The sequence below is a fragment of the Sphingomonas cavernae genome (assembly GCF_003590775.1).
Classification (GTDB): domain Bacteria; phylum Pseudomonadota; class Alphaproteobacteria; order Sphingomonadales; family Sphingomonadaceae; genus Sphingobium_A; species Sphingobium_A cavernae.
In genome coordinates this window covers 765,506-786,159 of sequence record NZ_QYUM01000002.1, presented here as the reverse complement: position 1 = coordinate 786,159, position 20,654 = coordinate 765,506, and the positions used below count along the sequence as shown (strand labels likewise).

Here is a 20,654-nt window from a genome sequence, read left to right as displayed (position 1 = left end):
GTCGCGATGATCGCGCTTCTCGGCGATTGGGCGCATGCCGCGGCGGCAATCCTCTTCGGCGCGCTCGGCGTGTGGCAGTTGCGTCGCAGGGGCAGCACCGGACCGCACCGCGCGCTGATCGCCGCGCTTGCGCTGACAGCGGGCTGGTGCTTCACCGTCGCGGCGACAGGCGCGACGTCGATGAGCGCCGAGCTGACCGAGAATCTGCGCAATCTGGCGTGGCTGGGCTTTATGTTCCTGCTGCTCCGTCAGGGCCGACGCGATCATCGCCGCCTGTCCGTCTCGATCCTTTATGCGGTGCTGTCACTGATCGGGGTGGGCATGATCGCGATCGACATCGCGCCGCTCTTCCTTTCGGTCGACACGGGCGAACTGAACGCGATCCGCTTCTCGCTGCTGGTGCTCCACATGATCGTGGCGATTGGCGCGCTCGTCCTCGTCCACAATCTCTACACCGCCGCAGCACCCGAGGCGCGCTGGGGCATCCGCCTGCCAATGATCGCGCTCGCGGTGATGTGGATCTATGACCTCAATCTCTACACGCTCGCCTGGCTTGCGCGCGATTGGCCGGCGGAACTGCTCGCCATGCGTGGACTGGTCATGATGATGCTTGCGCCGATCTTCGGACTGGCGGCGCGGCGCAACGACCAGTGGCAGATGCGGCTGTCGCGCACCGTTGCCTTCCAGTCATTTTCGCTCGCAGCGATCGGAGGATATCTGGTGATGGTGGTTCTCGTCACCAACGCGCTCAACTGGCTCGGCGGCGATTATGTCCGCCTCATCCAGGTCGTCTTCGTCGTGGGGACCTCGGTGGCGGCCCTCGTGCTGCTGCCTTCGGCGCGGTTTCGCGCCTGGTTCAATGTCAAGATCGCCAAGCACTTCTTCGCGCATCGCTACGACTATCGTGAGGAATGGCTGCGCTTTACCGACACGCTCGGCCGTCCTGCTGAACAGGCCGCGCCGCTCGACCAGCGCATCGTCAAGGCGGTGGCCGACATCACCGATTCGCCCGGCGGCGTTCTGCTGGTCCCCGCGGATGATGGCGGGCTGGTGCCGCAGGCGCGGATGAACTGGCGCATGGTGGAGGTGCCGCTGCGCGCAAGTGCGGCCGAACTCGTCCGCCACCTCGAGCTGAGCGGACGGATCATGGAGCTCGACGCGCTGCGCGCGGGTGGAGAGGCGGAGGACGACGAAGCCGCCCTCGTGCCCGAATGGATGCTTGCGGAAAGCGGCGCCTGGGCGCTTGTCCCGCTCCTCCATTTCGAGCGGCTACAGGGCGCGGTGCTGCTCGAGCGACCGCGCATTGCGCGCAAGCTCGACTGGGAGGATTTCGATCTGCTCCGTCTCGCAGGCCGCCAGGTCGCCAGCTATCTCGCCGAGGCGCGCGGCGAGGAAGCGCTGAGTGACGCGCGGCGCTTCGACGAGTTCAACCGTCGCTTCGCCTTCATCATGCACGACATCAAGAATCTGGTGAGCCAGCTCAGTCTCGTCGCGCGCAATGCCGAGCGTCATGCCGATAATCCCGAATTTCGCGCGGACATGGTCGCCACGCTGCAGAGTTCGGTGGGCAAGATGAATGATCTGCTCGCGCGCCTGTCGCAGCACAACAAGGCACGTCCCGAAGAACCACGTCCGGTCTCGGCTGCGCGTATGGTCGAGGCGCTGGCTGCAGCGCGTCGTACGCAGCATCCGGTCGTCGCGATGGTGACGGGCGATCCGATGCTGCTCGCCGATCCCGCCCGGCTCGAACAGGCGCTTGCGCACCTGATTCAAAACGCCATCGACGCCAGTCCGCCCAATGAGCCCGTTACCCTCAAGGTCGTCGATCACGGCCATGAGATTGCGATCGAGGTCCGCGATTCGGGCGCGGGCATGTCCGCCGAGTTCATCCGCGCCAGCCTGTTCAAGCCCTTTGCGTCCACCAAGGACGGCGGCTTCGGCGTCGGTGCCTATGAAGCGCGCGCGCTCGTCACCGCGATGGGCGGCAGGCTCGATGTCGAGAGCCTGGAGGACAGGGGCAGCGTCTTCACCGTGACGCTGTCCGCGGCCGCGCAGGCATCACCCAATCCTCAAGAGTTGCTGGAGACCCCATGACCGCGTCCAAGCCCAAATTGCTGATCGTCGAGGATGACGAGGGGCTGCTGCGCCAGCTCCGATGGGCCTATGACGATTATGAGGTGGTCGCGGCGGGCGATCGTGCGAGCGCGATCGCGCTGCTCCGTGCCGAAGAACCTGCGGTGGTGACGCTCGACCTTGGCCTGCCGCCCGATCCAGACGGCACCAGCGAGGGCTTCGCTGCGCTTGCCGAGATGCTCGCAATCAAGCCCGACCTCAAGGTCATCGTCGCCTCTGGACACGGCGCGCGAGAGAGCGCTTTGCGCGCAATCGCGGAAGGTGCCTATGATTTCTACCAGAAGCCCGTCGATATCGACGAACTTGGCCTGATCGTAAGCCGCGCCTTTCATGTCCAGCGGCTCGAGGCCGAGAACCGTCGCCTCGCCGAATCGGGCGGGGAGGATGCCACCGTGCTCGGCGGGATGATCACCGCCGCGCCCGAGATGCTCAAAGTCGCGCGCACCATTGAGCGCGTCGCGGGCGCCGACGTTTCGGTGATGCTGCTTGGTGCGAGCGGTACGGGCAAGGAACTGCTCGCCCGCGGTGTTCACCGCGCAAGTGGCCGCGCGCGCCACGGCTTCGTTGCGATCAACTGCGCCGCGATCCCCGAAAACCTGTTGGAAGCCGAGCTCTTCGGCTATGAGAAGGGCGCCTTCACCGGTGCCATAAAGACCACCGAGGGCAAGATCGAGCTGGCGCAGGGCGGCACGCTGTTCCTCGACGAGGTCGGCGATATTCCGCTGCCGCTTCAGGTCAAGCTGCTGCGATTCCTCCAGGAGCGTGTGATCGAGCGTATCGGCGGGCGCAAGCCGATCCCGGTCGATACGCGGATCGTCTGCGCTACCCACCAGAATCTCGAGGCTATGATCGCTGACGGGCGTTTCCGCGAGGATCTTTACTATCGTCTGGCCGAGATCGTCGTTCGCATCCCGACACTGGCCGAACGGTCCGGCGACGCCGCGCTGCTCGCGCGTCATTTTCTGCTGCGCTTCGCGCGCGAGATGAATCCGCAAGTCAAGGGGCTCGCCCCCGATGCGCTCGCCGCGATCGACGCATGGGCGTGGCCGGGCAATGTCCGCGAGCTTGAAAACCGCATGAAGCGCGCGGTCATCATGGCCGACGGCAAGCTGGTGGCCGCGGCCGACCTCGACCTTCCCGCGAGCAATGCGGGGGAAGACGGTGGCGATGTCATCAATCTGAAGGCCGCGCGCGAAGGCGCCGACCGCAAGGTGATACGACGCGCGCTTGCGCGCAGCGAGGGCAATATCTCCAATACCGCGCGACTGCTCGGTATCAGCCGGCCCACGCTCTACGACCTGCTCAAGCAATATGACATGCACGCTTGAGCAGCCGCGCGGTCGACTCTATCGGGAGATCATGAACGGGAACGCCAACGACATCGCGCGCATTGCGGCTGCACTCGAGCGACTGTCGCCGCCCCCTCCCGAATCCGCCGATCCCGCGACGCACCCCGCCTATGTCTGGCGTGGCGGGGTGCTCGCCGCGGCGCGCGCCTTCGAACCGCTGCCGTTCGACATTTTGAGCGGCATCGATGCGCAGAAGGCCGCAGTTATCCAGAATGGCCGGCGCCTCGCCGCGGGGCATTCTGCGCATGACGTGCTGCTCTGGGGCGCCCGCGGTATGGGCAAATCGGCACTGGTGAAGAGCATGGTCGGAGCGCTTCACGCCGAGCATGCCGATATCGCACTGGTCGAAATCCCCGGCGATGCCCTTGCCGAACTCCCGGCGCTCTTCGCTCAGATCGCAGCCGCGCAGCGCGCGTTCGTATTGTTCATCGACGACCTCGGCTTCGACGATAATGGCGGCGAGGCGCGTACGCTGCGCTCGCTGCTCGAGGGCGGCGCCGAGGCGCGTCCGGCCAATGCGCGACTGCACGTCACATCGAATCGGCGCCATATCGTGCCCCGCGCGATGGAAGAGCAGCAGAGCGCGATCAATCCGCGCGACGTGGTCGACGACCGTATGGCGCTTTCCGATCGCTTCGGCCTGAGCCTCGGCTTTCACAATTGCGATCAGGATACCTATCTTGGCATCGTCGAGACCTATGCGCGGTTGAACGGCTTTGCCTTCGATCCCGCCGATGCGCTGCTCTGGGCGACGACGCGCGGCAGCCGCTCGGGACGGGTCGCCTGGCACTATGCGGTCGAGCTTGCGGGGCGTGCGGGCAAGCATATCTGAAGCACATTTCGTCGCGCTTCCATTTTTGCGTCATTGGCGTTAAGGCGGCGCGATTTTCCGCATCCAGCATAAGAGACTACATGGCGAAAGAAGAACTTCTGGAAATGCGCGGGCAGGTGGTGGAGCTTCTCCCCAATGCCATGTTCCGCGTCCGGCTCGAGAATGACCACGAAATTCTCGGTCACACGGCCGGCAAGATGCGCAAGAACCGCATCCGCGTGCTCGTCGGCGACGAGGTGCTCGTCGAGCTCACGCCCTATGATCTGACCAAGGGTCGGATTACCTATCGCTTCAAGTAATCCGGGGCCGAGGCCGTGCGCCTGATCCTCGCGTCCGCCAGCCCCCGCCGCGCCGACCTGCTCGCGCGGATCGGAGTCGTGCCCGACGCGATCGACCCCGCCGATGTGGACGAGACGCCCGGCACGAACGAGCTTCCCGCGCCACATGCGGAGCGCCTTGCCGCCGAAAAGGCCGCCGCGGTGGCCGCGCGGCATCCGGGCGCGCTGATCCTCGCCGCCGATACCGTCGTCGCGGCGGGCCGTCGCATCCTGCCCAAGGCCGAGGACGAGGCCACCGCGCGGACCTGTCTCGAGCTGCTGTCGGGAAGGCGCCACCGTGTCCATTCGGCGGTGACGCTGATCGACGCCGAGGGGAAAGCGCGCCATCGCCTCTCGACCAGCATCGTCACCTTCAAGCGGCTCGATGCCGCCGAAATCGCGGCCTATCTCACGAGCAGCGAATGGCATGGCAAGGCCGGCGGCTACGCGATTCAGGGGCGCGCCGAGGCGTTCGTGCGCTTCCTCGGCGGAAGCCATTCGGGCGTCGTCGGGCTTCCGCTGTTCGAGACGCGCGCGCTCCTTGCCGCGAGCGGATACGCCCTTGGCTGAATGGCTCTTCGAACAGGGCATTGGCGAGACGCGCGCCGCACTCGTCGACGACGATGATACCATTCTGGAGGCCCGGATCGAGCGCGACAGCGAGCTGGTGCGCGCAGGTGCTGTGGTACGTGCCCGTCTGACGCGGCAACTCATTCCGGGCAGGCGTGCGATCATCACGCTGGATGGTGGCGAGGAGGCCCTGCTCGAGCCCATTCCTGCCGGAGTTACCGAAGGCGCGACGCTGACCGTCGAGATCCTGCGTGGCCGTATTCCCGAGCCGGGTCGCGCCAAGCTGGCCAAGGCGCGCGGAATGCCCGACGAAACGCCGCTCGTCGCGGGGCCGAACCTGCAAAAGCGCATTGCGGCTACGGGTATCCCCGTGCGGACACTCTCCATCAATGGTCTCGACTTGCTCGAGGCCGCGGGCTGGAGCGAATTGCTGGAAGAGGCCGAAAGCGGTGAAGCCGCCTTTCCGGGCGGCAATCTCCGCCTCTCGCTCACGCCCGCCATGGCGTTGATCGATGTCGATGGTACGCTTCCACCCGAACAACTCGCGATCGCGGGCGCCGCCGCCGCTGGCCGGATGATTCGCCGCTTCGGACTGGGCGGTTCGATCGGCATCGACCTGCCCACTGTCGCCGGCAAGGCGGAACGGATCGCCGCTGCCGCCGCGCTAGATGGTACGCTGCCTCAGCCCTTTGAACGGACCGCGGTTAACGGCTTCGGATTTCTCCAGATCATCCGGCGGCGGACGCAGGCTGCAATTCCCGAACTGCTTCAGGGCGATCGTGCGCTGGCGGCGGCGCTCGCGCTGCTGCGCCGCGCCGAACGCGCCACCGGGCATGGCGCGCGCACCGTCACCGCCGCGCCTCAGGTGATCGCGCGGATCGAATCACAAAGTGCGTGGATTGCGGCGCTCGAACGGCGGCTGGGCGCGCAACTCGTCTTGCGCGCCGACGCCACACTCGCCATATCGGCGGGACATGTCAGCAGCGAACACCCCTAAGAGCCGGCGCGGCAAGTGCCCGGTGTGCGACAAGCCCGCACAGGCCGAGCATGCGCCTTTCTGCAGCCGCGGCTGCCGCGATCGCGACCTGTTGCAATGGCTCGGCGACGGCTACCGCATCCCGGGGCCGGCCGCCGACCCGACATTTGACGAAAACGATTCAAACGGGCTGGACAGAGAGCGCTGAGCGCCTCTATAGGCGCTGCTTCCGCAGCCGTCGGAATATGCCCGGGTAGCTCAGTTGGTAGAGCATGCGACTGAAAATCGCAGTGTCGGCGGTTCGACTCCGTCCCCGGGCACCACACTTTCAGGTCAGACGAACGGAACAGCGCGCGCGAGTGTGATACGCGCGCAACAGGCGCGACTATTCCCGACCTTGGCGCTATGAAAGCGCGGTGATTTCGGTATCCATGAACCGGATGAAGCTGCCACCGCCTCTCGACTGGCCGATAGCGGGGATCGGCCCCGACGCCGATGTACCACCCGAGCTTCGCGTGACGCGCGATAACTGGCGGACCTATCCCTATTCGCGCTGGGCCTTTCAGCACGCGCGCGAACTCGTGCCTTCGCGGGTGATCCGGCGCAGCAGCACGCCGCGCGAACTCGAGGAAGCGTGGCGCGATCTTTCGGGGATCAGCTTTCCCGATGCGGAGGGGCGGCTGGTGCGCTGGGATGAATTCCTCGAGCGTACCTATACCGACGCCTTTCTCGTCCTGCATCGCGGCGCGCTCGTCTACGAACATTATGCCAATGGCATGACCGCAGAGACGCCGCATCTGCTCTTTTCGATCACCAAGTCCTTTTTCGGACTGCTCGCCGAGATTCTGATCGTCCAGGGCGTGCTCGATCCGGACAGCGCGGTCGAACAGCATGTTCCCGAACTGGGCGCGAGCGGCTTTGCGGGATGCACCGTTCGACAGATACTCGACATGACCGATGGCGTCGCCTTCGACGAGAATTATGCCGATCCCGATGCGGAAGTGCATCGCTATTCAGCCGCCTACTGGACGCCGCAGGCGGGATTTGGAGGCGTGTTCGAGGCGTTGAAAGGGCTGACCAGGCGCGCCGCGCCGCCGGGCGCGCAATTCCGCTACCGTACCCCCGTCGCCGACGTGCTTGGCTGGATTCTGCTGCGCGCGACCGGCCAGTCGCTGACCAAGCTGCTCGGCGACCGGATCTGGCGTCCCGCGGGGTGTGCGGACAATGCGCAGATCCTGCTCGACACCGCCGGGCATGAGATCGCGGGCGCCGGACTCAATGCGACCGCACGCGATCTGGCGCGCGTCGCGCTGATGCTGCTCGACGGCGGATGGGTCGATGACCGGCTCGTGATTCCGCCTGTAGCGCTCGACAATATCGCGATTGGCGGCGATCGCGGGTTGTTTGACGCATCGGGATTTCCGACACGCCCGGGCGGCTCCTACCGCAGCCAGTGGTGGGTCAATCACGAAGGCTATGGCAGCCTGTCCGCGCTGGGCGTGTTCGGCCAGCGCCTTTATCTCGAGCCCGGGAGCGGTTTGGCGGTGATCCGCACGGGCTCGCATCCGGTGGCGAGCAACAGCTTCACCGACGTTATCCACGCCAACGCCTTCGACGCAATCCGCGAAGCGCTGGCCTAGGACATCCGGAGGGGCGTCCACACATGGACAGTCAGCTTGTCGCGGTCCGACGTGAGAAGCGGTGCCGAAAAGTTGGGGGTTAGCTGCCGTTCGCTCGATGCCCGACAGCCCTATACCCCTCCACAACAAGCGCGGTCGTATGAACGAGAAGCGTGAGAGGCAGGAACGCGCTCGCCGCCAACATCGCGTACCCCCCTAGGGTTACTTCAGCCGTCATCCCCGACGCATGAAAGAATAGAGACGACCCCGCTCTGAAAAGGACAAGGGCCATTGGAATGAAGGCCAGGTGGACGAGCCATCTCGGTGTCAGTCGCTGGACCAGTAACCAGACCAGCACCGAAAGAGCAACTGGGCCAACTGTTGCGATAAGCCAGCCAACGACGCCAAGCGCGGACTTATACCCGGCGCTTTCCTGATAAAGGTAGATGCTCGGCTCAAGTGTCTCACGCGCAAAGAGTAGGGCAATACCCCCTATTGCTGCGGCATACATGATCGCGCCAAGTCGGCTCATCGGCGCACTATCACTGGAATAGGGAATGTCCGCAACGTCGTCGTGTCCGGACCGGCAACTCTTGGTTCGCACTGAATTGCTCCATGGGAAGCGCATTGGGCCGGGATGTCGTGGTTAGCGGTCCGGCAGCTTTTTCCTGGGAAGAGCGAAAAGGGGACATGCGCTCGCAGGTCTGTTTACGGCCTGTTCTTCCCCTGCTGATCAATCAAGACCGCCTGTTGCCATCGGCTTGGCGCCTTGTCAGTGCGATGAATGCAGCCCGCCCAGCAGCAGGGCCGTTTCTTCCCCTCCAACAGTTCATCACAGGTTCGCTCAATGCGACGCTGGCGCGTCTTTGGTTGTTTCGCGTCATCCACCCAGCAGATGAACGCATTCCGACCGAGCGGCGTCAGGCTTTCCCACAGCACCAAGACTTTCGGATCCGACCGCAAGGCTGCTTGAAGGTCTTCGCGTGCTTCGTGGACAGTGCCATGTGGAAAAGCGTTCGCCACGAAACCTCCAAGCAATGCGGCCCGCAGCCGAGTCCACCAACTCCGCATGGAATGGAGGCTTCTCAGAGCTTGACCGCTAAACGATAGAATGTCCACGGTTGGGTCGCGCCACGACATAGCCGCTTTTGATGAGTGAACGGCAGCTTTTCCCGCTTCCGTTCTGCAAGCTGCCGGTCCGGACCCCGCCGCGAAGCGGACATTTGCGCCGTCGCGCCCAGCCTCAACGACGCTCAGCCTTTCGCGAAGCGGTCGGTGGCGGCGATCAGTCTGTCGAGGATGCCGGGCTCGTCAAAGGCGTGGCCCGCGTTGTCGATCAGTTCGAACTCTGCCTCGGGCCAGGCGCGGTGGAGATCCCAGGCGGTCTTCATGGGCGTCGCAATGTCGTAGCGGCCCTGCACAATCACACCGGGTATGCCCTTCAGCTTGTGCGCGTCGCGGATGAGTTGCCCGGGCTCGAGCCATCCTTCATGGACGAAATAATGGTTCTCGATCCGTGCAAAGGCGATCGCGAAATCGTCCGCGCCAAAGGCATCGGCAAGCGCGGGATTGGGCAGCAGCGTGATCGTGCCGCCTTCCCACTGGCTCCAGGCGCGCGCGGCCTCCAGCTTCACCGAATGGTCCGCGTGCGTCAGCCGTTTGCGATAGGCCTCGACCAATGTGCCGCGCTCCGCCTCGGGGATGGGCGCCACGAACTTCTCCCATTTATCGGGAAAGAGCCAGGATGCACCATCCTGATAATACCAGTCGATCTCTGACCGGCGGATTGTGAAGATGCCGCGCAGCACCAGCGCGCTGGTGCGATCGGGGTGGGTTTCGGCATAGGCGAGCGCGAGCGTCGAGCCCCAGGAGCCGCCGAAGACGAGCCATTTCTCGACACCCGCCATCTCGCGCAACTTCTCGATATCGGCGACGAGATGCCAGGTGGTGTTGGCCTCGAGCTCGGCATGCGGCGTCGATCGCCCGCAGCCGCGCTGATCGAAGAGCAGGATATTGTAGCGCGCGGGATCGAACAGCCGCCGGTGCGCGGGGGTGCAGCCGCCGCCGGGGCCGCCGTGGAGGAAGACCGCGGGCTTGCCTTCGGGGTTGCCGCACAGCTCCCAATAGACGCGGTGCCCGTCGCCGGCGTCGAGATGGCCCGAGGCATAGGGTTCGATCTCGGGATAGAGCGAGCGCAGCGTCTTTTGTTCCATGGCGCGGACCATGCCCGCGCACCCCGATGCGTGCAAGCCGCGATCAGGCGCCGCGTGTGGGATCGGTCAGCGGCTCGCCGATCTCACGCGCGCCCGGCGTGCGGCCGGTGGCGGGGAGCGAGCCCGTCTGGCGTTCGATCATGCGGTGGACGACGGGCTTGCCGGGTCCCCGGTGGAGCGCGAGCAGGCGCTCCGAATTGATTGCGTCGGTCTGCGTGCGGCGCTGATTGTGACGGACATAATCGAGCCAGGTCGGCGTGTGATAACGCTCAACCCAGAGTTCGGGATCGCCGAGGTCGCGCAGCAGCGTCCAGTGACGCGCACCGTCGCGCCGCCGGATACGCCGCCGCTCGGACATTACGGTCAGGAATTCCAATATGTCGGCCGGTGCGATGCGATATTCTATGGTGATGACGACGGGACCGCTGCGTGGTTCGATTGCCACCGCGGTCTCGGGCTCCTGCCAGTCGCGCAGATCGAGGTTGAGACCGCCCGTCTGCGGCAGCGACAGCCAGAAACCGGCGATGACGCCCGCCAACTGGAGCAGCGCGGCGCCGGCGAGCGCCGCCGCAATGCCCCATTGGTGGGCGGTCTCTCCCCACAGCCAACTGCCCAGCGCCATGCCGCCAAAGGCCGCCATCTGGTAAAGCGACAGCGCACGCGCGACGACCCAGCGGGGCGCGGAGAGCTGAATGGTGACGTTGAAGGTGGACAGTGCGAGCACCCAGCCCGCGCCCGCAATCACCAGCGCGGCCATGGTGAGCAGCGTGGCATGGCTGAGCCCCGCAACTATCCCCGCCAGCGCAAAAAAGAGCGCAGCCATCCGCGCGATTGCTTCGTTTGACAGCCGAATACGTATCGGCCCGCTGGCGACAGCACCCGCTACCGCGCCAAGCCCGAAGGCGCCGAGCAGCAGGCCAAAGGTCAGCGCACCGCCCCCGATGAGGTCGCGCGCCATCAGCGGCATCAGCGCGGGGACTGCGCTTGCACCAACACCGAAGAGCAGGCTCCGCGCCAGTACCGCGCGGATGCCCGGTGACATCGCGGCATAGCGGACGCCGGCCGCCATCGCGACACCCAGCGATTCGCGCGGGAGCAGCCGCGCGTGCCGCTCTGGTCGCCAGCGCGCGAGCACGAGAATGAGCCCGAGATAGCTGACCGCATTGATCGCAAAGGCGGTCGCCGCGCCCGCTGCCGCAACGATTGCGCCGCCGATGGCGGGGCCGACGCTGCGCGCGATGTTGAATCCCATGGAATTGAGCGCGATGGCGCCGGGAAGGTCGGCGCGTGGCACCATGTCTCCCACCGAGGCCTGCCAGGCGGGCCCGTTGAAGGCCGCGCCGCAGCCGATCAGAAAGGTGAAGACGAGCAGCAACCACGGACTGATCCAGCCCGCCCAGGCGAAGCCTGCAAGCGCGAGCGACACGAGCAGCATGAAACATTGCGCGGCGAGCATGATCCGCCGGCGGTCGAGATTGTCGGCGATCGCGCCTGCGGCCAGCGAAAACAGCATGATCGGAAGCGTCGTCGAGGCCTGAACCAGCGCGACCATGTCTGCGGAAGGCGCGATCGAGGTCATCATCCAGGATGCGCCGACCGACTGGATCAGCCCGCCGAAATTGGAGGCGAGGCTGGCGATCCACACCGCCTTGAAAACGGGATGCTGAAGCGAAGCCATGGCTCCGGGCCGGGATGTGTCGATCGTGGCCATATCCCGTCCGATGCCGCCAAGCGGCCGCGAGGCCAAGCCAAAATCGCTCGCGATGCACGAAAACCGGCCCGGAGCGTTCCGGGCCGGCTGCGCGCGTATGATCTACAGTTTCAAATCAGCGTGATTCGAACGTCGAGGCTGCCCCGCGTCGCATCGCTATACGGGCAGACGATATGCGCCTGATCGACGATCTCCTGTGCGGCCGCGCGCTCGATTCCGGGCAGGCTGATCGCCAGCGCGACATCAAGGCCGAAGCCTTGGCCATCGTCGCGCGGGCCGATGCCGACCGTGGCGGATACGGTGCTGTCGTCGGCGACCTTCACCTTCTTCTGTGCCGCGACGAACTTGATCGCGCCGAGGAAGCACGCAGAATAGCCCGCGGCGAAGAGTTGTTCGGGATTGTTGCCTTCGCCGCCGGGACCACCCAGTTCCTTGGGCGTGACGAGCGTGACCTCGAGCGCGCCGTCGGTGGTGCGTGCGGAGCCGGTGCGACCACCAGTCGCGGTGGCCTGGGTGGTGTAAAGCGTCTTCATGCCGTGTTCTCCTTCGTATCGCAGGCGGACCAGCGGGGTCACTGCCAATGAGGCATTTATATCGTGCGCGATATAATCGTGCAAAATAAGAAAAACTATCGGGCGCCCGACAAACTGTTTGGGCGATATATTTGCGCGCGATACGATGGCGCTTATATCGCACGCAGGAGAATAACATGACGAACGCCCTGCAGGATCCGCTGTCGCTGGACGCCCAGTTCTGTTTCGCGGTCTATTCGACCGCGCATGCGCTCAACCGTACCTATAAGCCGCTGCTCGACCGGCTTGGGATTACCTATCCGCAGTATCTCGTGATGCTCGTGCTGTGGGAAGCCGATGACCGTAGCGTGGGCGAAATCGGAGAGAAACTCCTTCTCGATTCGAGCACGCTCACCCCGCTGCTCAAGCGACTCGAGGCCGCCGGAATTGTGCGCCGCGAGCGCAATCCGCAGGACGAGCGCCAGGTCCGCGTTCGCCTGACCGAGCAGGGCAGGGCGATGCGTAAGGTTGCAAGCGATTTTCCGGCGGAGCTGCTGTGCGCGACGGGGTGTGACGCCGAAACGCTGACACGACTCAAGACCGAAATGCGCGACGTGCGCGATCGGATGCTTGCCGCATCAGCGGCCGGCTGAATGACGGGGAATCGCTTTTTCGGGCCATAGAAGCTAGATTTAAGCAATGACCAGGACGCTCAAAATCTGGGGTGGCGCGACGCTCGCCGCGCTGACGCTGGCAGGCTGCGCGCGTGCCCCCGAATATTCATTTGTTTCACGTGGCGACGCGCCGGATGCCCGGACGCGCTATGCGCTGGTTCAGCCCGAGGGCGAGGCGCCAGTGCTTTCTCCCGAGATCGAAGCGGCGCTCGTGCCAGCGCTCGCCGCGCAGGGGCTGGTGCAGGCCGAGCCCAACACGAAGCCCGACCTGCTTCTCTTTGCGGGTGTGGCGCGGCGGCCCGCCAAGGTGGCCAGCTTCACGCGCGATAATCCGGGCGATACCGCCGAAGCGCCGGGCTGGATTGCGACCCCCGACAGGCATGGGCGGCGGGTGACGACGCTGGCGCTGCGCTTCGTCGATCCGGCGACGGGCACGGTCGTTCGCTCGGTGCGCGCCGAGGCGCGACATGGCAAGCGTCAGGCGGAGATGGTGATCGCGCCGCTGGTCGAAGGTGCGACGGCGGGAAGGATGGCAACGCAGCCGGAGAGTTAGGCTTCAGCGCGTGGCAGGCGTAGCGTGAAGCGGCTCCCCTTGTCGCGTTCGCTGACGCATTCGACGACCCCGCCATGCCCCGCGACGACGGTGCGCACCAGCACCAGCCCGAGCCCGACGCCCGACGCATCGGCATCGGCAGGGGCGAAACGGTTGAAGCGCTCGAACAGGCGGGCCAGCTCCTCAGGGGCCATGCCTCGCCCGTCGTCCTCGACGACGCAGACAGCCCGGCCCGCCTCGTCGACCTGCGTACGGACGCGCACCTCTCCATCGGGTGCACCGTATTTGATCGCATTGCTGACAAGATTGGCCACGGCGCGGCAAAGCAACGACGCATTGCCCCTGACAAGCAGCTCGGTATCGCCCAGATCCAGCACGATCTTCATCCCGCGCGCCTGCGTCTGCGCCCAGAGCTGCTCGGTTGCGTCGGTAGCGACGTCGCGCAGATCGATCAGCTCCATCTCATAATCGGCGGCTTCTGCGCGCGCGATCTGGACGAATTCCTCGGCAAGATCGAGCGTCTGGCGCGCATGGCCCGCGATCCGTCGGGAAAGGTCGCCCGCGATGTTCTCCGCGGTGGCGCCCGCGAGCAGCGCGAGGATCGAGGTCTGTGGCGATCGCATATCGTGGGTCAGGAATTGCAGCATCGTGTCGCGCTGCCGTGCGGTCGCGCGCAGCTCGGATATATCGGTCAGCCGCACGATGCCAAAGGTGAACGCGCCATCGACATCGAAACAGGGCTTGATCCGCATCAGGAACGCGCCGCCATCCACCAGGTCGATTTCGCATTCCTGCTCGACCGCGCTGCCTGCGGCGATGCCATCAACGAGCGCATCGAATGCGTCCAGGCCATCAACGATAAGCGGCCTCAGCGCGCGCAACAGCGGCAGCAGCGATCCCTGCGCACGCCGCAGCGCATAATGCTCCTAGAACTGCTGCGCGCGATCATTGGCGAGCGCGATGAGTCCGCCCGCATTGGTCACCAGCGTGGCATCGGGAAGGCTCGCCTGCGACTGCTCGATGAAATGCTTGAGCTCGCGTACCTGACGCACCGCGTCGCGCAGCAAATTCATCTGGAGCTCGAGCCGGTCGGCCGCCGCCACCGACGGCGTCGACAGTCCCAATATTCCGGGCTCCTCGCGCAATCGGCCCAGCTCGGTGACGAAGTAGCGGCTCGCCGCCGCCAGTCGCCGCCAGCCCCAGATCGGCAGGAACAGCGCCATCACGATGATCGCGGGCGCCGGCCGGATCCAGAGGGCGTGATCGAGCAATAGCCATCCGCTCACCGCGAGCAGCAGCAACAGCAGCAATGCAGCGAGCAGCAGGTTGCTGCGCGGCGGGAGGTAGAGAAAGCCGATCCACAGGATGATGAGCGGCGTGAAGGTGAAGACGAGCGTCCAGCCCGTGCCCGCTTCGCTGCGAAGCCCTGTGCCGAGAAGCGCGTCGAGCAGATTGGCCTGGAACTCGACCCCCGACATCAGGTCGCTACGGCTTTGCATCGGGGTGGCATATTGATCGCCAAGCCCCGAGGCGGACGCGCCGACGAGCACGATCTTTCCGGCGAGCAGCTCCCGCGGCACTTCACCATTCAGGACTGCGGAGAAGGGTACTGTCGGATAACTCCCTGCGGGTCCGGCAAAGGGGACAAGTGCCTCACTCGCGACGCTGCCGCATCGCTCGGCCGCTCCCGTCAGAGCGCGCGCCGCGGTCAGCGCGAGGTGCGGCCAGCAGCGCGCGCCGATCACCGTCTCGATCCGGGCGCGGCGTAGTACGCCGTCGTCATCGGGGTGCGCGATGACGTGCCCCGCGCCCGCCATTGCCTGCGCGAGCGGCGGCGCGGGCAGCGTTTCCTCGAACGGCGCGCCATTTGCCCCAGGCACCTGGAGCAGCAGCGGCAGGAACACCGGGCGCGCCTTCGCCATCGCAAGCGCCAGCCGCGCATCGTCGTCGCGCGCGGATTCGACGAACAAGATGTCGTAGAGCACCGCGCGCGGCTGCGCTTCGGCGAGCCGCTCCAGCGCCTGAGCATGAGTGGCGCGCGACCAGGGCCAGCGGCCGATTTTCGCAAGGCTGGCATTGTCGATCGCGACGACGATCAGTCCCTCGCCCGCAGCCCGCGGAACCGCGCGACTCAGCGCGTCATAGACGAGATTGTCCGCGCGGTCGGCCACGCGCGCCACGACGAGCAGCGCGGCAAGACCCAGCGATGCGAGGAACAGCGCGACCCACTCGATCGCGGTTCGACGGCGGTTCAGCAGTGAGACCAGTGAGCCTGGCCGGACAAGCTTATTGCGGGTCACCGATTTGCAGCTTCTGGGGGGACGAAACCGTCTCCGAATGGCGGCCATTTTCATAGCGGATCGACCAGACGCGCCAATACCAGACACCGGATGGAAGATCACTGATGCTGATATTGGTCCGCGTCAGGCCCGCCTCGTCGACGAGCCGATCCTGACCAGCCTCGTCGCGCGAAAGCACGAAACGATATTCGACCGTCCCGCCGCCGGATCCGCGCCAGCGGAACAGATAGTCCTTGCGTCCGCCGGCCTTGTCAGCCTGTGGCGTGTCGAGGTCGAGTGTGTTCAACTGCCGCTCGAAGCCATAGATATTGGCCATGCCCTCCACACCATTGGCGTCGAAGGCGGTGGCCTTTACGAAATAGGTGCCGCCGGGGAGTCCGTCGAAGCGCGCTTCAGGTGTATCGGCCTTCGTCTCGGCAATCCGGTCGATGAAGCCGGCATCGCTCGCGATCTCGAAACCATAGCCTGACGCGCCCGATACGGCACGCGCGGCAAACGCCAGTTGTTCGCCCTTTTGCGCGGCACCCGGGCGTTCCAGCGCAGGTGCGGGGAGCAGCGCTCCCGCAACGATCTGCGCATTGGGCCGCAACGCAGCGCCCGTTCCCGCCGCAAGCGCGGTCTCGGTGACGGCGTCCGGCCCCGTCACCGCAACGCGTCCCTCGAGTACGCCCACTGTCATCGCGTCGCTATCGGGCGAATAGGTCACGCGGAAACCAGTGCCGCGCACCGCCGTGGTGGCAACGGGCGTTTCGACCGAGAAGGGGTCTGATTTGCCGGGTGTCACGTCCCAGTCGCTTCGCCCCTTTTCGACACGAAAGCGGCGCTCGACCTCGCCCGTCAGCAACGTGCGGCGCAGATGCGCGATACCGACGCGACTGTTGGAGGGCAGGCTGAAGCGCGACGCGTCGGGCAGCTCCACCGTCACGAAGGATTTTGCGCCGGTTTCCACCGCCATGCCCTCGCGAACCTGAGCGCGCATCGCGGCGGGCCGCTGCGCACCACCTTCGGCGATCACGACATTGCCCCTGAATGCGACGACATTGCCGTCGACAGGCTCGCTCCGCAGGATCCGGCGCGGGATGCGCAGGATCCGACCGATCGGCAGCCGACGGGGATCGGACACGCGGTTCATGCGCTGGACGATCCGATAGTCCTCCGGGCGGATGAAATAACGCGCGCCCAGCTCGAACAGCGTATCGCCAGGCTTGATGCGATACTCGACGATCGCGCGGTGTTCAGGAGCGTGCGCAGGCTGCGCGGCGGCCAGCGCGGCAAAGAGCGCCAGCGCAACGCTCATTGCGCCTCGCTGATAACGGGAGGCGCATCGATCATGGCTTCAAGGCGATAACCATAGCTGTAGATCGGCGTCAGTCGAAATCCGCGATCGGGCCGGAGCCCGAGCTTGGTGCGGATCTTGGAGATATGCGAATCGAGCGTACGCGTCGGCAGGTCAGGATTGCGGCCCCAGACCGCCTCAAGCAGATAGTTGCGCGACAAGGGGCGCGAAAGGTTGCTGAACAGCGTCAGCGCGAGGTTGAACTCCTTGGAGGTCAGCGCCACGGCTTCACCCGCGATCCGCAACTCCTCGGCGGGGAGGTTGAAGTCAAATTCGCCGAAGGACTGGACCGGGCCCGGTGGATCCGAGGGATAGCTACGCCGACCCAACGCGCTCAACCGTGCGAGCAGGACAGCGCCCTCTACGGGCTTGGTGATATAATCGTCGGCTCCCGCCTGCAGGCCGGCGACGATGTCGTCGACCTCGGTCCGCGACGTCACCATGACGATCGGCACGCGCGATCCGCACTCGCCCCGAATCCATTTTACCAATTCGAAGCCCGATACGTCGGGCATGTTCCAGTCGATCAGCACGAGATCGAAAGTGTCTTGCCGGAATTGTTTCATGAAAGCGGCCGCTCTCTCGAAGCCGTGCACGATATAGCCCGCGCCTCGCAGCAGAGACTTCGCATATTCGCGATAGTCCGCGTCATCTTCTACGATCGCTATCCGCATGCTGTTCAATCGCTTTTTTCGAGGCCAGACGGCAACATACCTGCCAACGCCTAGCACGGACATCATCGCGGCGGGAGGCGACGCCGTGGCCACAACGTAAATAGTTGTAACATAAGGTGTCGCTGACATGAAGTCCGCGGATATAGCGGAGTCATGAACGCAGTGACGATGCGATTTGGCGCAAGTCGAGAGCAAGAGCGTCAACAATTGTCAAAAGGCCATATTGAAGTTCTTTTGTAGAAATCGATCGACTATTCGCAGACCCGACAGCCGCTGCGGCGGCTGGGGTCCAGCCGGGTCGCAAAGACGGCACCGGGGCTGTTTCGGTGATGCGTCGCGAAAGGATCGGTGTGGTGAAACAACGGCAGCGGCCTGTTTCCGACATTATGCGTGCCAGACGGCCCCGGTGACCCAATCCGTCGGGCGCACAGGCGGGATCGTCCTGCACGCCATTCCCAATGGTCGCGCGGGCGATGCGGTAAGGATAAACACCGAAAACGAGGATTGAGATGGATCACGCATTGCCCGCCTCAAGCGCGCCGAGCCATCTCGGTCTCGCCTCCGAAGCGCTCGTCGCGATGGCGCGCGCGCTCGATTGCCTTGATGCGATCGGTGCACACCAGTATGGCGCGCATCTCGACTATACGATCCACCTGTTGCGCCAATGGTGCGTGGCGCAGCGCGGTGTTGAACTGTACGGCGCTGTGTCCGACCCTGGCAACTGACGCCCGGACCGACCCCCTTGTCAGAACCTCGGTTCGCGAACACAAGGTTCGCTCAATGACATGGAGGCAGGAATGACCAAGGCGTATCGGACGGGCACCGCGTTAGTTCTGGGGCTCGCCCTTGCAGCCGCCACGGGCCAGACGGCCAGCGCGAAGCCGGCCAATGCCGCGCAGGCGGCCGAAGCCAAGGAAATCCTGAAGAAATCGGTCGGTTTCCGCACCGTCGAGGGTCAGGGCCAGGTGCCTGCCTATGCCGCCTATCTCGCCTCCGTGCTGAAGGCAGCGGGCTATGCCGACAGCGACATCGAGATGACGCCGATGGGCGAGACCGCGACGCTGATCGCGACGCTTAAAGGTACGACGCGCGAAAAGCCGATCGTGCTGCTGGGCCATATGGACGTGGTCGAGGCCAAGGCGGCCGACTGGACGCGTGATCCGTTCACCGCGGTCGAGGAGGGGGGCTATGTCTTTGGGCGCGGCGCCGAGGACAACAAGTACGACGTGACGATGATGGTCGCGACGATGGCGCGGCTGAAGAAGGAGGGTTTTAGCCCCAAGCGCGACATCGTGCTGGCCTTGTCGGGCGACGAGGAAACCTCGATGACGACGACGCGTGCGCTGGCGCAGAAGTTCAAGGGCGCCGAGATGGCGCTCAACGGCGATGGCGGCGGCGGGCTTTTGAACGAGGCAGGCAAGCCGCTATTCTACGGGCTTCAGGCGGGCGAGAAATCCTATGCCGATTTCGAGGTCGCGATCACCGATGCGGGCGGCCATTCGAGCGCGCCGACGCCGACCAATCCGATCTACCGGCTCGCAAAGGCGCTCGACCGGCTCGGCGCCTACAAGTTCCCCAATCAGGCGAACGAGCTGACCAAGGCCTCGCTGACCGCCGCGAGCAAGCAGGTCGGTGGCGAGCTGGGTGCCGCGATGGCGCGCTATGCCGCCAATCCCGGCGACAGCGCGGCGGCCGAGATCATCGCCTCCAAATCCGAATATGTCGGCCAGATCCGCACCACCTGCGTCGCGACGATGGTGAGCGGCGGCCATGCACAGAACGCGCTGCCCCAGCGCGCGACCGCCAACGTCAACTGCCGCATCTTCCCCGGCACCTCGATCGACGCGATCAAGACCGAGCTGACCAAGGTGATGGCCGACAGCAGCGCGAAGATCACCGTGCTCGACGATCCGACCGCAAGCGACGCTTCGCCGCTGCGCCCCGACGTGATGAACGCGGTCACCAAGGCGGTGCGCGCGCGCTATCCGGGTATCGCGGTGACACCAAGCATGTCCGCGGGTGCGACCGACAGCCTGCATTTCCGCGCGCAGGGCGTGCCCAGCTATGGCGTCGCCAGCCTGTTCATGCGCGCAGAAGATGGTTTCGCGCACGGCCTCAACGAGCGCGTACCCGTCGACACGATCGGTGACGCGCTCGGCCAATGGCACTCGGTGCTCACCGACCTGGCGAGCAAATAGGGCGGATCAGCCGAAGGCGGGGCGTTCGAGCAGCGTATCGAGCCAGCGCACCGCCATCGCGCTCGCCTGATCGGGCGTGAAGGTCGTCGGATCTAGCGAAAGTTCCAGCCAGAGCCCGTCGACGAGCGCGGTGAGCGCGATCGCCACGGGGCCTGCGCTGGCCTGTGGCATGCCGCACGCAGCGAGCAACGCCTCGAGATCGTCGCGATAGGCGCGATACGTCTCGCCGTGGATCAGGGCGATATCGGCGTCGGTCTTGACCAGGCTCCAAAAGGCCAGCCAGGTCGCGAGCAGCGACGGATCGGTGATGGGCGGACGAAAGCTGGCAGTGACATAGGCGATCAGCCGCGCGCGCGGGCTCTCCCCCGCAGCGGCGACGGCGGCTTCGAAGGTCTCCGAAACATGCCGTGTCACCTCGCGATAGGTTTCGGCAATCAGCGCATCGACCCCCGCGAAATAGTGGCGCAGCAGCCCGGGCGAGACGCCCGCACGTGCGCAGATCGTCCGCACCGACGTCCCCGCAACGCCCCTTTCGGCAAGGCACGCGGCGGCTGCCTCGATCAGCGCCTGACGGCGCATATCGGCGGGCTCGCGGGTAAAGCTGGCGCGGGTCTGGTTGAGCATTTGATCGACACATAACAGCAGTTGCATGGCCCGTCACCTTGTTATACGATCGTATAACAAGGA

Annotated in this window: 21 protein-coding genes and 1 tRNA gene; 13 read left to right on the top strand and 9 right to left on the bottom strand. The window is 65.3% G+C overall.

The window, feature by feature from the left end; all coding sequences use genetic code 11:
- Positions 1 to 6 precede the first annotated feature (6 nt).
- The 9 genes from prsK (at position 7) to D3876_RS03860 (ending at position 7,817) form a co-directional block, all read left to right on the top strand.
- A complete protein-coding gene (gene prsK, locus D3876_RS03900) occupies positions 7 to 2,094 on the top strand; it encodes an XrtA/PEP-CTERM system histidine kinase PrsK (protein ID WP_119759753.1) in 2,088 nt (695 codons plus the stop codon).
- Entirely contained in the window at positions 2,091 to 3,461 is a 1,371-nt protein-coding gene (prsR, locus tag D3876_RS03895) for a PEP-CTERM-box response regulator transcription factor (RefSeq protein WP_119759752.1), read from the top strand. Before prsK ends, prsR begins: the two co-directional genes overlap by 4 nt.
- Before the next feature lie 31 nt (positions 3,462 to 3,492).
- Positions 3,493 to 4,314 carry an ATP-binding protein gene (locus D3876_RS03890; RefSeq protein WP_119761007.1) on the top strand — a complete coding sequence of 274 codons (822 nt, stop codon included), beginning with the start codon at positions 3,493 to 3,495 and terminating at the stop codon, positions 4,312 to 4,314.
- 80 nt (positions 4,315 to 4,394) lie between these two features.
- Positions 4,395 to 4,613 (top strand): translation initiation factor IF-1, encoded by a 219-nt coding sequence (infA, locus tag D3876_RS03885; protein WP_003049127.1) that lies wholly within the window; start codon positions 4,395 to 4,397, stop codon positions 4,611 to 4,613.
- 15 nt (positions 4,614 to 4,628) lie between these two features.
- Complete coding sequence (locus D3876_RS03880) at positions 4,629 to 5,201, top strand: Maf family protein (protein WP_119759751.1); 573 nt, start codon at positions 4,629 to 4,631, stop codon at positions 5,199 to 5,201.
- Positions 5,194 to 6,198: a ribonuclease gene (locus tag D3876_RS03875; RefSeq protein ID WP_119759750.1), complete on the top strand. Its 1,005-nt coding sequence runs from the start codon at positions 5,194 to 5,196 to the stop codon at positions 6,196 to 6,198. Before D3876_RS03880 ends, D3876_RS03875 begins: the two co-directional genes overlap by 8 nt.
- Positions 6,176 to 6,385 (top strand): DNA gyrase inhibitor YacG, encoded by a 210-nt coding sequence (locus D3876_RS03870; protein ID WP_119759749.1) that lies wholly within the window; start codon positions 6,176 to 6,178, stop codon positions 6,383 to 6,385. Before D3876_RS03875 ends, D3876_RS03870 begins: the two co-directional genes overlap by 23 nt.
- Before the next feature lie 39 nt (positions 6,386 to 6,424).
- Positions 6,425 to 6,500, top strand: a tRNA-Phe gene (locus tag D3876_RS03865).
- A 93-nt stretch (positions 6,501 to 6,593) separates the two neighbouring features.
- A complete protein-coding gene (locus D3876_RS03860; RefSeq protein ID WP_147417578.1) occupies positions 6,594 to 7,817 on the top strand; it encodes a serine hydrolase domain-containing protein in 1,224 nt (407 codons plus the stop codon).
- 687 nt (positions 7,818 to 8,504) lie between these two features.
- On the opposite strand, the gene D3876_RS03850 is transcribed toward D3876_RS03860, so the two are convergent.
- From D3876_RS03850 to D3876_RS03835, 4 genes are all read right to left on the bottom strand, one after another.
- Positions 8,505 to 8,867 (bottom strand): YdeI/OmpD-associated family protein, encoded by a 363-nt coding sequence (locus D3876_RS03850; RefSeq protein ID WP_220475413.1) that lies wholly within the window; start codon positions 8,865 to 8,867, stop codon positions 8,505 to 8,507.
- 182 nt (positions 8,868 to 9,049) lie between these two features.
- Complete coding sequence (gene pip, locus D3876_RS03845) at positions 9,050 to 9,994, bottom strand: prolyl aminopeptidase (protein ID WP_220475425.1); 945 nt, start codon at positions 9,992 to 9,994, stop codon at positions 9,050 to 9,052.
- Between the two features lie 58 nt (positions 9,995 to 10,052).
- A complete protein-coding gene (locus D3876_RS03840) occupies positions 10,053 to 11,687 on the bottom strand; it encodes an MFS transporter (protein WP_238475229.1) in 1,635 nt (544 codons plus the stop codon).
- A 143-nt stretch (positions 11,688 to 11,830) separates the two neighbouring features.
- On the bottom strand, positions 11,831 to 12,253 hold the full coding sequence (locus D3876_RS03835) for an organic hydroperoxide resistance protein (protein WP_119761001.1): 423 nt from the start codon (positions 12,251 to 12,253) through the stop codon (positions 11,831 to 11,833).
- 176 nt (positions 12,254 to 12,429) lie between these two features.
- On the opposite strand from D3876_RS03835, the gene D3876_RS03830 reads away from it, so the two are divergent.
- Both D3876_RS03830 and D3876_RS03825 read left to right on the top strand, forming a co-directional pair.
- The gene (locus D3876_RS03830) at positions 12,430 to 12,885 is read left to right on the top strand and encodes a MarR family winged helix-turn-helix transcriptional regulator (protein ID WP_119759745.1); all 456 of its coding nucleotides are present in this window, start codon (positions 12,430 to 12,432) and stop codon (positions 12,883 to 12,885) included.
- Between the two features lie 46 nt (positions 12,886 to 12,931).
- Positions 12,932 to 13,459, top strand: coding sequence for a DUF4136 domain-containing protein (locus D3876_RS03825; protein WP_119759744.1), 528 nt, complete (start codon positions 12,932 to 12,934; stop codon positions 13,457 to 13,459).
- On the opposite strand, the gene D3876_RS03820 is transcribed toward D3876_RS03825, so the two are convergent.
- The 4 genes from D3876_RS03820 to D3876_RS03805 are packed head-to-tail and all read right to left on the bottom strand — an operon-like array spanning position 13,456 to position 17,769.
- Positions 13,456 to 14,340, bottom strand: a complete 885-nt coding sequence (locus tag D3876_RS03820) for a sensor histidine kinase (protein WP_119759743.1) — start codon at positions 14,338 to 14,340, stop codon at positions 13,456 to 13,458. The two genes, D3876_RS03825 and D3876_RS03820, sit on opposite strands and share 4 nt — an antisense overlap.
- 45 nt (positions 14,341 to 14,385) lie before the next feature.
- Positions 14,386 to 15,759: a CHASE2 domain-containing protein gene (locus tag D3876_RS03815; RefSeq protein WP_182911859.1), complete on the bottom strand. Its 1,374-nt coding sequence runs from the start codon at positions 15,757 to 15,759 to the stop codon at positions 14,386 to 14,388.
- Positions 15,746 to 17,056, bottom strand: coding sequence for a FecR family protein (locus tag D3876_RS03810; protein WP_119759741.1), 1,311 nt, complete (start codon positions 17,054 to 17,056; stop codon positions 15,746 to 15,748). Before D3876_RS03810 ends, D3876_RS03815 begins: the two co-directional genes overlap by 14 nt.
- Positions 17,053 to 17,769 carry a response regulator transcription factor gene (locus D3876_RS03805; RefSeq protein WP_119760999.1) on the bottom strand — a complete coding sequence of 239 codons (717 nt, stop codon included), beginning with the start codon at positions 17,767 to 17,769 and terminating at the stop codon, positions 17,053 to 17,055. The genes D3876_RS03810 and D3876_RS03805 overlap by 4 nt, the downstream gene beginning before the upstream one ends.
- A gap of 509 nt (positions 17,770 to 18,278) precedes the next feature.
- On the opposite strand from D3876_RS03805, the gene D3876_RS03800 reads away from it, so the two are divergent.
- Entirely contained in the window at positions 18,279 to 18,494 is a 216-nt protein-coding gene (locus D3876_RS03800; protein ID WP_119759740.1) for a hypothetical protein, read from the top strand.
- A gap of 72 nt (positions 18,495 to 18,566) precedes the next feature.
- On the top strand, positions 18,567 to 19,967 hold the full coding sequence (locus D3876_RS03795) for a M20/M25/M40 family metallo-hydrolase (RefSeq protein ID WP_119759739.1): 1,401 nt from the start codon (positions 18,567 to 18,569) through the stop codon (positions 19,965 to 19,967).
- Positions 19,968 to 19,973: 6 nt separating this feature from the next.
- On the opposite strand, the gene betI is transcribed toward D3876_RS03795, so the two are convergent.
- A complete protein-coding gene (betI, locus tag D3876_RS03790; RefSeq protein WP_238475228.1) occupies positions 19,974 to 20,618 on the bottom strand; it encodes a transcriptional regulator BetI in 645 nt (214 codons plus the stop codon).
- Between the last annotated feature and the right edge of the window lie 36 nt (positions 20,619 to 20,654).